General features: G+C 35.8%; 12 protein-coding genes and 1 riboswitch. Of the genes, 1 reads left to right on the forward strand and 11 read right to left on the reverse strand.

Annotation, left to right across the window (positions count from 1 at the left end; all coding sequences use genetic code 11):
* Window positions 1–79: 79 nt before the first annotated feature.
* The 3 genes from tkt to NYQ66_RS11590 form a co-directional block, all read right to left on the reverse strand.
* Window positions 80–2,080, reverse strand: a complete 2,001-nt coding sequence (gene tkt / locus NYQ66_RS11580) for a transketolase (RefSeq protein WP_259869591.1) — start codon at window positions 2,078–2,080, stop codon at window positions 80–82.
* 143 nt (window positions 2,081–2,223) lie between these two features.
* Window positions 2,224–2,463, reverse strand: coding sequence for a DUF896 domain-containing protein (locus NYQ66_RS11585; RefSeq protein ID WP_259869594.1), 240 nt, complete (start codon window positions 2,461–2,463; stop codon window positions 2,224–2,226).
* Window positions 2,464–2,631: 168 nt separating this feature from the next.
* A complete protein-coding gene (locus tag NYQ66_RS11590; protein WP_259869597.1) occupies window positions 2,632–3,297 on the reverse strand; it encodes a YneB family resolvase-like protein in 666 nt (221 codons plus the stop codon).
* Between the two features lie 282 nt (window positions 3,298–3,579).
* On the opposite strand from NYQ66_RS11590, the gene lexA reads away from it, so the two are divergent.
* Window positions 3,580–4,206, forward strand: coding sequence for a transcriptional repressor LexA (gene lexA, locus NYQ66_RS11595; protein ID WP_259869599.1), 627 nt, complete (start codon window positions 3,580–3,582; stop codon window positions 4,204–4,206).
* A 60-nt stretch (window positions 4,207–4,266) separates the two neighbouring features.
* Here the strand turns inward: lexA and NYQ66_RS11600 are convergent, their stop codons facing one another.
* From NYQ66_RS11600 to metE, 8 genes are all read right to left on the reverse strand, one after another.
* The gene (locus NYQ66_RS11600; RefSeq protein ID WP_259869601.1) at window positions 4,267–4,956 is read right to left on the reverse strand and encodes an abortive infection system antitoxin AbiGi family protein; all 690 of its coding nucleotides are present in this window, start codon (window positions 4,954–4,956) and stop codon (window positions 4,267–4,269) included.
* A gap of 172 nt (window positions 4,957–5,128) precedes the next feature.
* The gene (gene glnA / locus NYQ66_RS11605; RefSeq protein ID WP_259869603.1) at window positions 5,129–6,460 is read right to left on the reverse strand and encodes a type I glutamate--ammonia ligase; all 1,332 of its coding nucleotides are present in this window, start codon (window positions 6,458–6,460) and stop codon (window positions 5,129–5,131) included.
* Window positions 6,461–6,489: 29 nt separating this feature from the next.
* Window positions 6,490–6,885, reverse strand: coding sequence for a MerR family transcriptional regulator (locus NYQ66_RS11610; protein ID WP_259869605.1), 396 nt, complete (start codon window positions 6,883–6,885; stop codon window positions 6,490–6,492).
* Between the two features lie 205 nt (window positions 6,886–7,090).
* Complete coding sequence (locus NYQ66_RS11615) at window positions 7,091–8,335, reverse strand: methionine gamma-lyase family protein (RefSeq protein WP_259869607.1); 1,245 nt, start codon at window positions 8,333–8,335, stop codon at window positions 7,091–7,093.
* A 2-nt stretch (window positions 8,336–8,337) separates the two neighbouring features.
* Window positions 8,338–9,573 (reverse strand): GTPase HflX, encoded by a 1,236-nt coding sequence (gene hflX / locus NYQ66_RS11620; protein ID WP_259869609.1) that lies wholly within the window; start codon window positions 9,571–9,573, stop codon window positions 8,338–8,340.
* Window positions 9,574–9,783: 210 nt separating this feature from the next.
* Window positions 9,784–9,999, reverse strand: coding sequence for a stage VI sporulation protein F (locus NYQ66_RS11625; protein ID WP_259869610.1), 216 nt, complete (start codon window positions 9,997–9,999; stop codon window positions 9,784–9,786).
* Window positions 10,000–10,102: 103 nt separating this feature from the next.
* On the reverse strand, window positions 10,103–11,044 hold the full coding sequence (gene spoVK, locus NYQ66_RS11630; protein WP_259869613.1) for a stage V sporulation protein K: 942 nt from the start codon (window positions 11,042–11,044) through the stop codon (window positions 10,103–10,105).
* A gap of 149 nt (window positions 11,045–11,193) precedes the next feature.
* Window positions 11,194–13,482 carry a 5-methyltetrahydropteroyltriglutamate--homocysteine S-methyltransferase gene (metE, locus tag NYQ66_RS11635; RefSeq protein ID WP_259869616.1) on the reverse strand — a complete coding sequence of 763 codons (2,289 nt, stop codon included), beginning with the start codon at window positions 13,480–13,482 and terminating at the stop codon, window positions 11,194–11,196.
* Between the two features lie 292 nt (window positions 13,483–13,774).
* Window positions 13,775–13,880, reverse strand: a riboswitch (SAM riboswitch).
* Window positions 13,881–14,101 lie beyond the last annotated feature (221 nt).

Here is a 14,101-nt window from a genome sequence, read left to right on the forward strand (position 1 = left end):
ATCATCCACTATTAAAATGAAAACAAGGAAAAACCCCTGACTATTTACGTATAAGTCAAGGGTTTTTCTTTACTTGAGATTAATTAAATAAAGATTCTGTTTGCTTTACAACGTTCTCAACTGTAAACCCATATTCAGCCATAACTTTGTCACCATTTGCAGATGCACCAAATGTATCAATCGCAATAATTTTACCTTCATCACCAGCATAGCGATCCCATCCAAGTGAAGAAGCCATTTCGATTGCCACACGCTTTTTAACAGCAGGTGGTAATACTTGGTCTTTATAAGCTTTATCTTGTTTCTGGAAACGATCCCAAGAAGGCATACTTACAACACTTGCGTCGATTCCTTTTTCTTTTAATTCGGCTTGTGCTTTCACAGCTAATTGTACTTCAGAACCAGTTGCAATTAATAGCGCATCTGGCGTTTCTTTCGAAGCAGGGCTAACTACATAAGCACCTTTCTTAACACCTTCATAAGCATTTTTATCTGTTCCTTCTAATGTTGGAAGGTTTTGACGAGTTAACACTAATGCAGTTGGTGTATTTGTTGACTCAAGAGCTAAGCGCCATGCCGCTTGTGTTTCATTACCATCTGCAGGTCGAATTACAGATAGATTTGGCATTGCTCTAAATGCAGCTAATTGTTCAACTGGTTCGTGTGTAGGTCCATCTTCTCCTACTGCAATTGAATCGTGTGTTAATACATAAGTAACAGGTAATTCTTGAATTGCAGAAAGTCTAACTGCTGGACGTAAGTAATCACTGAATACAAAGAATGTTCCACCGAATACTTTTAAACCACCATGTAAAGCCATACCGTTCATAGCAGCAGCCATCGCGAATTCACGTACACCAAACCAAATGTTTCTACCAGCGTAATCATTTCTTGAAAAATCGCCAGCATCTTTCATTGTAGTCTTATTTGAACCTGCTAAGTCAGCACTTCCACCAAATAAATATGGAACTGATTTTGCAATACCATTTAATACTTCTCCAGAAGATGCTCTTGTTGCTAGTGATGATCCAGTTTCATATACTGGTAATTCTTTATCCCATCCCTCTGGTAATTCGCCTTTCATAGCAGCAATTAATTCATTTGCTAATTCAGGATATGCTTGTTGATACTTTTCAAATAAAGCGTTCCACTCGGCTTCCGTTTGTTGGCCACGTTTCACAATTTTTTCATTGAAGTCATTATACACTTCATCTGGCACGTGGAAGTCTTCATGTCCCCACTGATAATATTCTTTTGTTAATTTAATTTCATCTGCTCCAAGTGGTGCACCGTGTGATGCTGCAGATGCAGATTTGTTCGGAGAACCATAACCAATAATAGTTCTAACTTCTATTAAAGTTGGTTGGTCTGTATTTACTTTTGCTTGCTCAATTGCTTTAGCGATCTCAGCAGTGTCATTTCCATCTTCTACACGAATAACTTCCCATCCGTATGCTTTAAAACGATCTTCTACATTTTCAGAGAAGGATTTGTTTAAGTCACCGTCTAAAGAAATATCATTTGAATCGTATAGTGCAATTAATTTACCTAATTTAAGGTGTCCAGCAAGAGATGCAGCTTCGTGTGATATCCCTTCCATTAAGTCACCATCACTCACTAAAGCATAAGTAAAGTGGTCTACCACATTGAAGCTTTCTTTATTGTATTTTGCGGCAAGGTGTTTCTCAGCCATAGCAAAACCTACAGACATAGCAATACCTTGTCCAAGTGGACCTGTAGTTGCTTCTACACCATCTGTATGTGTCACTTCTGGGTGACCTGGAGTGTTAGAGCCCCATTGACGGAATCCTTTTAGATCGTCAATTGATACATTGTAGCCTGATAGGTGAAGTAGTCCATAAAGTAACATAGAACCATGACCAGCTGACAAAATGAATCTGTCTCTGTTAAACCAATCAGAGTTTTTCGGGTTATGATTCATAAAGTCCGTCCATAGTGTGTAAGCCATTGGAGCAGCCCCCATTGGTAAACCAGGGTGACCAGAGTTTGCATTTTCAATAGCATCTATGGCTAAAGTTCGAATTGAGTTTATCGATAGTTGTTCGATTTGCTTCGACATTTTTTGTTCCCCTTTCCAATTAAGAAAAATATGTACATGTATTATCCTATAATGAATTATGATAATTAACAAGTATTATATAGAAAGAAATTATGACTATTTCTGTCTATATACAGGTTGAAACTGACGTTTTTGTGAACTTTTTAATGGTATTTCTTGTTGCTTTTTGACTTTAATTGCTTCACTTTTTCTGGTGTAACATCTTCACCATTTGGATCTAAGACTGTCATACCTTTAAACTGATTTTTGAATGAACTACGCACATTCTTCAAATACTCTTGACGCAACGTTTGTTGTTCTTCTTTTTCTTCTTTTGTAAGGCCTTCACTTTTCGACTTTCTTGCTAACATATTAATCCGTTCTATTTTTTCCTTTGATAACATTATTATTCTCCTTTCCGTCTTTTTTTATATTGTTCCCATTTAGAAAAGTTATTTTCTTTCTAGAATAATTTTCCTATAACCTGATTATTTCAAGATGGGGTTATACCTATTTTAAATAAAAATCTAACAATAAAAAGACAAGCACCAAATTTTAAGGTCCTTGCCCTATCATTCTATATGAATACTTTGTTTCGTTTCAAGTGATACATACTCCCTGTACCTTCGATGGACAGTTGCTTTTGATACGTTATAACCAAGTCCCCTTAATGTAGTTGCGATTTCTGCAAAGGTCAAATTGTTATTTCTAAGCCTTATTACCTCCTTGATTGGGAATTCAATCCGTTCTCTTCCCGATGACTTATCAATATTAGCTAAATTCTTACTAGGATCAAAACCCTCTGCAATTGCCTTCTTCATCCCTCGCTTAATTTTCGCATTATGAAGTCTTCTTTGATATTCCTCTACTACACCCACTATTTGTAAAACCATGGAATCAGATTCAGAAAGTTGTAATTCTCCTTGATGAGATAATGTATAAATTGGAATATTTAATTTCAATAATTGATGAAAGAGCGCAATTTTAGTATTTCCTCTACCTAACCTCGTTTCATCTTGTATTAACAAACAATCCGCTTGTTTTGAAGATAATAATTCCAACATATCAAATATTCCATCACGCTCTATTGCGTATCCACTTTGTTTTTCTTCTATTATTCTTATAACTTCCATATCAGCTTCTTGTGCTAATGCCAATAGTTCTGTTCTTTGCCTCTTTAAAGAGGAGTTTTGTTGTTCTTTCTCCGTACTTACTCTACAATAAATAATTGCTTTCATAACTTCCCTCTATTCTATTGATGCTACATTAACTAGTAACCATTGTATAATACAAAAACCCTAAAGTAAGTAGAAATGAAACAACATAAAATAAATCAACTTTTGATAGTTTATGAAACATTTTTACACCTCCGCACAATTATAGGAACTTCTGTTCTCTTATTTGTATTCTAAATGAGAACACTCGTTCTTGTCAATGATTTTTTCGAACGAATGTTTGTATATAATGGGTAATCATGGTATAATCTTGTTATTAAATAATATGTCCGAGGTGTTCTTTTCATGACAACAAAACTATCAAAAAGACAAGAAGCAATATTGGAATATATTAAAGATCAAGTAATAGATAAAGGTTATCCACCTTCTGTGAGAGAAATAGGTGAGGCTGTAGGGCTAGCTTCTAGTTCAACTGTACACGGGCATCTATCAAGACTAGAGAAGAAGGGCTATATCAGAAGAGATCCTACTAAACCTAGAGCTATCGAAGTACTAGATTTAGAGGGTGATATGAATATACCAAAAGGAGAAGCTACTTTTGCACCGGTCATCGGTAAAGTAACTGCTGGTATTCCAATAACTGCAATAGAGAATATTGAAGAATATATCCCTCTTCCAAACACGATTGCTGCTCCGGATGATAATATTTTCGTGTTAATCATTGAAGGTGAAAGTATGATTGAAGCTGGTATCCTAGATGGAGATATGGTTATCGTTAGACAACAGCAAACTGCGCAAAATGGAGATATAGTAGTTGCTATGACAGAAGATGAAGAAGCAACGGTTAAAAGGTTCTTTAAAGAGAGAGACCATATTAGATTACAACCGGAAAACGCAACAATGGCACCACTTATTTATCACAATGTATCCATTCTAGGAAAAGTTATTGGACTATATAGACATATTCACTAATTAAACACCGACATTGTCGGTGTTTTTTCACGATACCATCTAAAATAACAAAACTCTTATTTAAACATTTTCAATAAGATCCCAACTAAGCACACTTTTATTATGAAACCCTTTCATTCGTAAATGAGCCTGAATTGATTCCACTTCTTCTTTTGGTACAATAATCGCCTCTACTTCTTCCTCCGAAAAAGTATAATCATCTAAACATCTCCACTCTCGTTCACCATAAAAAGAATGATCATACTCGGAGGAGAAACTTGTAATTTTCAAAAAGTTAATTAGAGGATTCTCTTTTTTTATTCCAAGAAGCTCCCAGAGATGACTATTATTTGAATTACTTCTATCATCCTTCTGTGCATGTAGATGCGTGTTGTTTAAACTTGCGTAGTAAGGATCTATATATAAAACAGGATGAAAATGAGCATGTATATATTTTGCTCTAAAACCAATAGCATAGTCTCCATAATACATTCGATGATAGATAAGATCATTTAGAGGTATATCACAAACACAGCAAAACTTCTTTGTCTCCACTTCTTCTGATATGTATTCCGTACTAGTAGCTTTCAACGTTTTAGAAGATAGTATATTTTCCAAATTACCCAAAGCTTCTTTTGGTGTTTTTAAACTCGAATGCACTTTTACATCCCTTAATGATCTAGATTGATGCCAAATATTTGTTTGATTATTTGAGACAGGTCCTCCTGTAAAATGCCAATAAATATTGGAGTAATATCTAGGTTTCAACATATTGCTTCACTCCGTATTTTGATTATTTTATTGATTTTCTATCCCGATAGTGTGTCCAGAAGGCCCTCTATACATCCCCAAAACGCATTCATATATCTCATATTTTATTATGTGCGAATGAATCTAATATAAAAAACCCTTACCACTTAGCAAGTGGTAAGGGTTTTAACTATTAATACTGTTGTAGATATTGTTCTCTTTCCCAAGGGTGTACTTGTGTACGGAACATATCCCACTCGATTTCTTTCGCTTCAACGAAGTGTTCGAAAATGTGCTCACCTAATGCATTTACGATGATTTCATCAGACTTAAGCTGTTGAATTGCATCATATAATGTTGCAGGTAGATCAGCAACACCGTTTGCTTCTCTTTCTTCTTTGTCCATGATGTAGATGTTACGATCTACAGCTTTTGGAGCTTCTAATTTATTCTCTATACCGTCTAAACCAGCTGCTAGTAATACAGACATTGCTAAGTATGGATTTGCAGCAGGGTCTACACTACGAACTTCAATACGAGTACTCATACCTCTTGAAGCTGGTACACGGATAAGTGGACTTCTGTTTGTTCCAGACCAAGCAACATAACAAGGTGCTTCGTATCCAGGCACTAGACGCTTGTAAGAGTTTACTGTTGGGTTAGTTACCGCAGTAAAGCTTAATGCGTGCTTGATGATACCAGCGATAAACTGATATGCAGTTTCACTTAACTGTAATGGACCATTTTCATCTAAGAATGTATTTTTGCCTTCTTTAAATAGAGACATATTACAGTGCATACCAGAACCGTTTACACCAAATAGTGGTTTTGGCATAAATGTCGCATGTAAACCATGCTTTCTAGCAATTGTCTTAACTACTAGTTTAAAAGTTTGAATATCATCTGCATGTTTTACTGCATCTGCATATTTAAAGTCAATTTCGTGTTGCCCAGGCGCAACTTCGTGGTGAGAAGCTTCAACTTCAAAGCCCATTTCTTCTAATTCTAACACGATATCACGACGGCAGTTTTCACCAAGATCCGTTGGTGCAAGGTCAAAGTAACCACCTTTGTCATTTAGTTCAAGTGTAGGTTCACCTTGTTCATCTAATTTGAAAAGGAAAAACTCTGGCTCTGTCCCAAGGTTGAAAGCGCTGAATCCTAACTCTTCCATTTTCTTAAGGTTACGTTTTAAGTTATAACGAGGGCAACCTTCAAACGGCGTACCATCCGGCATATAGATATCACAGATAAAACGCGCTACTTTACCCTTTTCAGAAGTCCAAGGGAATACTAAGAATGTATCAAGATCTGGATATAATTTCATATCAGACTCTTCAATTCGTACAAACCCTTCAATAGATGAACCGTCGAAAGCCATTTCGTTATCTAACGCTTTGTCTAATTGACTTAGAGGTATTTCTACGTTTTTGATTGTTCCTAATAAGTCAGTAAATTGTAGACGAATAAATTTAACGTTTTCCTCTTGTACTTTTTGCTTGATTTCTTCTCTTGTTAATCCCATGTTTTTTCCCTCTCCTTTAATATTTCTTTTTAATGGAAGAATCTTGATAATTCTCCCTGACGTAACGAAGCTTTGCCAAGTCTTCCTGAATTAAATAATTCCTTGTGTAACAATTTTCTCAATTCCTTATCTGACAATTCAGGAGTTTCTTGATCCTCATCCAATTCTTTAGTTGTTGGTAACTCTTTAATAGAAAGTACCTGTTTGATACCTGCTAGATTTATTCCCTTTTCAATCAGTTCCTTAATTTCTAGTAACCGATCTACATCGTTAAAAGAAAATAATCTTTGATTACCATTTGTTCTTGCTGGATGAATCAGGTTATGTTCTTCGTAATATCTGATCTGTCTAGCTGTCAGGTTAGTCAAATCCTTGACAATACCTATGGAAAATAAGGGCATCGAACGTCTATCTATATCGCTCATTTCATCAACCCCTTTCTTCATCAACTTTTCCATAACTTAATTATACACATGAAAATATAATTGTCAACACGTGTTAGCTTTGTTTACATTAAATTTTTTAAAAATTAAATAAGATTCAGAAAATACCGCATTTTTAATACTAAACCATACTTTTCCCTAGATGTCACCCTATTTTACATAAAATAAAGTTCAAATTCCAAACTAGCTAACTAATAAACCCCTTTTCATCCATTTGAAGAACCGCTTCTATTAAAGCCAATTTAACATGCACATAAATAAGTCCACCTTGTACAAAAGCGATATAAGGTGGACGAATTGGACCGTCCGCTGTTAATTCTAGACTCGCTCCTTGGATAAAAGTTCCGGCTGCCATAATGACTTCATCTGTATATCCTGGCATAGATGACGGATATGGTGTCACATAAGCATTTACTGGTGATGCGTGTTGTATTGACTGACAAAAGCTAATCATTTGGTCTGCACTACTGAACTTCACGGATTGAATTAAGTCTGTTCGGTAAGCATCATGGCTTGGTGAGGTATCAAATCCTAAAGCAGTTAAAAACCGTGAAGAGAACACCGCCCCTTTCACTGCTTCACTTACAACATGAGGTGCTAAAAACAAGCCTTGAAACATCTCTTGTAACATCCCCAAGCTAGCACCAGTTTCTTTTCCAAGTCCAGGGGCTGTTAAACGATTCGCCGCCAGTTCAACTAAATCCTTTCGTCCAACTATGTAACCTCCAGAACGAACGATTCCTCCCCCAGGATTTTTGATTAAAGAGCCTGCAATTAAATCGGCTCCTACATGGTTAGGCTCAAGCAATTCTACAAATTCACCATAACAATTATCAACAAACACAATCACATCTTGTTTTATTTCTTTAACAAACTTAATCATTTCTTCAATCTGCTTGATCGTAAAAGATGGTCGATCGTCATACCCCTTCGACCTTTGTATGCCAATCATTTTCGTATTTTCATGCATATTCTTCTGCACATTATTATAATCAATCTCACCATTGTCCATTAACCCAATAGACTTAAAGTCTATCCCGAAGTTTTTCAAAGATCCAGTATTTTTCTCGCTTGTTCCAATTACTTTTTCCAACGTATCATAAGGTTTTCCAGTTATGTACAACAACTCATCCCCTGGCCTTAAGACACCAAATAAAGCCGTCGTAATTGCATGTGTTCCCGAAACGATTTGAGGCCTTACTAACGCATCTTCACCACCGAAAACTTGGGCATATACACCTTCTAGCGCATCTCTTCCATAATCATCATAGCCATAACCAGTAGTCGTATTAAAATGGCTATCACTTACCCTTTGATCCCGAAAGGCATGCAACACTCTTTTTTGATTCTGTTCTGCTACCTTTTGGATCTCTTTAAACTGCGGATCTAATTCTAATTCTATTTCATCTGCTAACTCTTCAAACTTTGACACGTTTACGACTCCTTCATACCATTTTTCAACGGGTGATCATGTGCAATATAACCCTTCACGGTATATCCTTCTAATTCTTCTTCGTATTGCTGCTCTTGTATAATGGTATATTGTTTTAGTTGTTGTAATAGCTTACCTTGAGATTCTGGAACAATTGTGCGATAACCTTCCCAACTTTCCGTAATCATTTCCTCTATTTTCTTAAGTACTTTGTCTAAATCATTCTCTTTATAAGCACTTATTTTGATAAATGGATGCGCATGTGGGATAAATTCTTCCATAATCAAATCCTCTTTATTATAAACCGTTAACATAGGAATGTTTTGGGCATTTAAGTCTTCCAACAGTTTCAAGACAGTCTTTTGGTGTTGCACCTGATCAGGGTGAGACGCATCTATCATATGTAAAATAAAATCTGCTTCCGTTACTTCTTCCAAAGTCGAACGAAAGGCTGCAATTAATGATGTAGGAAGATCTTGTATAAATCCTACTGTATCGGTAATGATGGTTTGCAGACCTGAAGGCAAACGTAATTGTCTAGACATTGGGTCAAGTGTTGCAAATAATTGATTTTCCTCCAAAGAAGTACTTTGTGTTAATCGGTTAAAAATAGTAGATTTGCCCGCATTTGTATATCCAACAATAGCGATCTGAAATGCTCTGTTTTCTCTTCGCCTCTTTCGGTATTGTTCACGTTGATTAACAACCGTTGTTAACCTTCGCTTAATCTCATCTATTCTTCTTCTTATGTGTCTTCGGTCAGATTCTAATTTCGTTTCACCAGGACCTCTAGTTCCTATCCCGCCACCCAATCGTGATAAGGCTTGTCCTTGTCCATGAAGTCTAGGAAGCATGTATTGGTACTGTGCTAATTCAACCTGTAATTTACCTTCTTTTGTATTGGCACGTTGGGCAAAAATATCGAGAATCAATTGACTTCGATCTATTATACGAACGCCTAAACGTTCATTTAAATTACGCATCTGACCAGCGGATAATTCATCGTTAGAAATAACTAAATCAATCTCTAATTCTTCTACCATTTCCCTTATTTCTTCAATCTTTCCTTCCCCCATGTATAAAGCACGGTGAATTTTTTCGCGCTTTTGGGTAACCACTTTTAACACACTTCCCTTTGCTGTTTCTGTTAGGGACTGCAGTTCTTCAATTGAAAATTGCAAACGCTGTTCATCATAACCTGAATGGTGAACAGCAATAATTAACACTTTTTCTTCCATTAATAAAACCTCTTTCTCGAGTCCAGTAAGTTGTAATTTCTGCATTATTTGTCGATATGTATAATAGTTTTATTTTATCAAAGTGAAGACAGAAAAGAAAATATAGCCTCTTTTTTATGTTTCAAACAGGAAAATCGAACAAATTTAACCTCCATTTTTATTGTTAACGAAAAAAGTGCAAACCATCCATCACGGTCTGCACATCACTTTTTATTTTTTACGACCTCTTTTCATTAATACGGGAACAATCCTATTTTGTACTTCTTTTGGGATTGGCATTCCTGTTTGTCTGCCAATCTGTTTCATGAATTTTCTTGCATAATACTCATCACTTAAATCCATTTTCTGATAGGAGTTTATCAATTTATTAATATTATCCATCGGAATTCCCGTTTTCCATTCTATTTGCTTCCTAATATTTCGCATTCCCACATCACCTCTTTGTATATTTTATGTCAGTACTAAAATGTGGTATGGACGATTGTTGTATAAATAATAAAAACCCCTTACTTTTTAAAGGGGCATTTATTCAATCTAACATTAAGTCATCCTTGGTTATTAACATTAGTTCTTCAGTAGAATAACGTTGTTTTTTCATTAATCGAACAGCGTGCTTTCTAATAGACTTTTCAATTGTATTCCGAACAAATCTTGCATTTGAAAAATTATTATAAGAATGTTTTTGTTTTTGCTTCATTAAATAGTCTCGTAGCTTCCATTCTGCTTCTTTCGTGATTTGATATTCTCTTTCCATAGCCATTTGCTTCGCGATTGTTAGTAATTGATTGATGGTGTAGTCTTCAAAATCCATCACAATAGGAAATCTTGACGCTAAACCAGGATTTAAAGATAGAAATTGATCCATTTCACCTGGATATCCAGCTAAAATTAATATAAATTCACTGTGATGATCTTCCATGTGCTTCACTAACGTATCAATCGCTTCTTTTCCGAAGTCTTTCTCTCCACCTCGCGCAAGGGAGTATGCTTCATCAACAAATAGCACGCCACCCATTGCCTTTTGAACTAATTCTCGTGTCTTTTGGGCAGTGTGTCCAATATATTCGCCCACTAAATCTGCCCTTTCAGCTTCTATAAAATGACCTTTGGATAATATATTCATTTCGTAGAACGCCTTAGCAAGCTTTCTAGCCACTGTTGTTTTTCCAGTACCAGGATTCCCTTTAAAAAGCATGTGCAAGACTTGCTGTTGTGTTTTCAAACCTACTTTTTCTCTTTGTTGATTAATTTGAATGTTTGCGTATATTTCTTTAATCGTATCTTTTAGGCGTTCCATCCCAATAAAGGATGAAAAATCTTGGTCTATGCGTTTAAAAGGGTCGTTGCTCTCCATATTAATTTGCTCATTGCTTTCCGTAACAATATTATCTCTTTCATGCAAAACAATATTGATTTGCCCATTTTTATTAAATGATACTTGAGATTCCACGTCAAACCACCCCTTATTCATCCATATTATACGTAAGATAATGTGGGTGTGTGACAAATGCCTATGAAATATTAAGAGGCAAAAAATAAAAAGCATCTTAGTTAAAATGTGTACTGAACCGTATAATAGTAAAACCTCTCTTCTTTGACTAGAAGAAAGGTTTAATTTTACTATTGCTGAAACGCAATATACGATTCTCTTATTTCTTCTGCTGCTTGCACCATTAGTTTGAGCGCATCGACTGTTTCTGCCTCTTTTCTAGTTTTCAATCCACAATCTGGATTAATCCAAAACTGTTGTGGTGAAATAATCTGTAAGGCACGATTAATGTTTTGTTTCACTTCGCTCAGGCTAGGAATACGCGGGCTATGAATGTCATAGACTCCCAGCCCAATTTCTTTTTCATACGTATTCTCCTCAAATGTAGCGATTAACTCACCATGACTTTTAGAAGTTTCAATAGAAATGACATCTGCATCCAGATTATCGATTGCATTAAATATGTTTTTAAAGTCTGAATAACACATATGCGTATGGATTTGTGTTTCAGTTTTCACAGATGATGTAGCCAGTCTAAATGCGTAAACAGCAGCATCCAAATAGGCTGGTTGCTTATCCCGATCTAGTGGAAGTCCTTCTCTAAGTGCAGGTTCATCCACTTGGATTATATTTATTCCATGGCCCTCTAATGCCTCCACCTCTTTTCTCAGCGCTAATGCAATTTGATTTAACACCGTAAAACGTGGGACATCTTCATAAACGAATGACCAATTTAAAATAGTAATAGGCCCTGTCAACATTCCTTTGACAGGCTTATCTGTTAAGGATTGTGCATATATAGTTTCTTTAACTGTCATCGGGTTCTTAAATGATACATCTCCTACAATAAGTGGTGGTTTCACACAACGCGAACCATAAGACTGCACCCAACCATACTTCGTTACAATAAAACCTTTCAATTTCTCACCAAAATATTCGACCATGTCCGTTCTTTCAAATTCACCATGCACGAAAACATCGAGGCCAATATCTTGTTGAATACTAATCCATTTTTGAATGGATTGTTGGATGAATTGGTCATACTGTTGTCCGGAAATCTCCCCATTCCGCCACTTAATTCTTGTTTGTCTAACTTCTTGGGTTTGAGGTAAGCTTCCTATTGTAGTAGTTGGTAAAAGTGGTAAGCCTAGCTGCTTCCTCTGTTCTTTAATTCGCTCCGAAAACGGCAGTGTGCGTGTAAAATCCGCCTCACTTAAGCTAGTAATTTCATCTTTTATATTCTGATTTTCACGATAACTAGATTCCTTTACCCGGTGTAAAGATCGATTACTTTCAATTATTTCGTTACGAATACTACTTCTACCCGTACGCAGACCTTTTGTTAAGATAGCTATTTCCTCTAACCTTTCATCGGCAAATGATAGTCGATCCAAGATAATAGGATCAATCTCATTTTCTAGCGTTTTCGAAACTGGAACATGTAACAATGAACAAGATGGCTGAACTATCAGTGTATTATCTGAATACCTTACAATTTCCTCTAACAAGCTTAGTTTTTGCTCCACATTTGCACGCCAGACATTCCTACCATCTACAACCCCCGCCGCCAACACTTTTCCTTTAGGAAATCCATACTTTTTCAGTAAGGAAAAAGTATCTCCATGCACAAAATCTAATCCAATGCCATCAACTGGTAAATCGCAAACACTTTGGTAGTTCGTGACACTTTCAAAATAAGTTTGAATGATAATTTTCAAAGAAGGCACTGCTTGTCGGATGGATTGATACACCTTATGAGTAAGTTCAAGCTCATATTCACTTAGATTCATTCCAAAAATAGGCTCATCTACCTGCACCCAGCTTACCCCAGATTCTTCTAACTCTTGTAATATCGTTATATAAAGAGGCGTGAAGGTATCTATTAAATCCGAAAGATCTTCTTCCTCATATCCTTGAGATAGCTTAAGAAATGTAAGAGGACCTAAAAATATAGGCTTTCCATCTACCCCTAATTTGCTTTTTGCTTCTTTATAATACTTTAAGGGCAAGTTCTCTGTAATCTCAGGGGTCACATTTTTTAACTCTGGAACAATATAGTGATAGTTTGTATTAAACCACTTTGTCATTTTAGAAGCAACTGCATCTTTATTACCTCTCGCTATTGCAAAATACGTATCTAAATCAATCTTTCCACCTTCGTAATGAAAGCGACTTGGAACAATACCGAACATGATTGAGGTGTCCAATACATGATCATAGAAAGAAAAATCTCCAACAGGAATGAGATCAATACCTTTATCTTGTTGTTTTTTTATGTTGTTAAGGCGAATCTTGTCTGTTCTCACACCCAATTCTTGCTCTGTAATGGATTTGTTCCAATACAGTTCTAAGGCTTGTTTCCATTCTCGCTTTTCTCCAATTCTTGGATAGCCAAGATTTGAGCTAATAACCTTCGTCATCTCTTTATACCTCCTAAATTTTTATATAAATATAAAACTCATCACCTAATTTGCGCTAATTCTACTGCTAGATTGATTCGTGTTAAATGTCTAGTTGGGGTAAATGGCATAATTCCATCGTATTAGAGGTATGTAAATGCTTGGTGACTTAACTTTGATAGGTTCATTTGATCCACTCTTAAAATTGGTTATATTGGATCCTCTTAAAGACATACCATTTTTCACCTCCCTACAAAAAAGCAATAAAAAAAGACCTTTCTAAGAAGAAAGGCCTCTGCATACAAGAACGATCTTCTTATCTTCTAGGTTATAAACCTATTGGAATTAGCACCTTTGCCTAGTTTAGGCTGGTTGCTGAGACTTCATAGGGCCAATCCCTCCATCTCTCTTGATAAGAACTAAATATGAATTTTTTGGAAATTAATAACTCTAACTTAGTATATTTCATGTTGTTAATTTATTCAAGTATTTTCCAAAAATAAATTTAATATTTATTAACTGAATTAAATTACAAAAGAAACAACAAAAAAACAACTTATTCTGAATAAAAGCATTCAGAATAAGTTGTTTTAAGTTTGCCTAGCGACGTCCTACTCTCACAGGGGCAATGCCCCAACTA

The organism is Aquibacillus koreensis, assembly GCF_025154055.1.
Classification (GTDB): domain Bacteria; phylum Bacillota; class Bacilli; order Bacillales; family Amphibacillaceae; genus Aquibacillus_C; species Aquibacillus_C koreensis.

Excerpts from the sequence above, each read along its gene's own strand:
- tkt (WP_259869591.1), bottom strand. The coding sequence starts at position 2,080 with ATGTCGAAGCAAATCGAACAACTATCGATAAACTCAATTCGAACTTTA.
- NYQ66_RS11585 (WP_259869594.1), bottom strand. The coding sequence starts at position 2,463 with ATGTTATCAAAGGAAAAAATAGAACGGATTAATATGTTAGCAAGAAAG.
- NYQ66_RS11590 (WP_259869597.1), bottom strand. The coding sequence starts at position 3,297 with ATGAAAGCAATTATTTATTGTAGAGTAAGTACGGAGAAAGAACAACAA.
- lexA (WP_259869599.1), top strand. The coding sequence starts at position 3,580 with ATGACAACAAAACTATCAAAAAGACAAGAAGCAATATTGGAATATATT.
- NYQ66_RS11600 (WP_259869601.1), bottom strand. The coding sequence starts at position 4,956 with ATGTTGAAACCTAGATATTACTCCAATATTTATTGGCATTTTACAGGA.
- glnA (WP_259869603.1), bottom strand. The coding sequence starts at position 6,460 with ATGGGATTAACAAGAGAAGAAATCAAGCAAAAAGTACAAGAGGAAAAC.
- NYQ66_RS11610 (WP_259869605.1), bottom strand. The coding sequence starts at position 6,885 with ATGAGCGATATAGATAGACGTTCGATGCCCTTATTTTCCATAGGTATT.
- hflX (WP_259869609.1), bottom strand. The coding sequence starts at position 9,573 with ATGGAAGAAAAAGTGTTAATTATTGCTGTTCACCATTCAGGTTATGAT.
- NYQ66_RS11625 (WP_259869610.1), bottom strand. The coding sequence starts at position 9,999 with ATGCGAAATATTAGGAAGCAAATAGAATGGAAAACGGGAATTCCGATG.
- spoVK (WP_259869613.1), bottom strand. The coding sequence starts at position 11,044 with ATGAATAAGGGGTGGTTTGACGTGGAATCTCAAGTATCATTTAATAAA.
- metE (WP_259869616.1), bottom strand. The coding sequence starts at position 13,482 with ATGACGAAGGTTATTAGCTCAAATCTTGGCTATCCAAGAATTGGAGAA.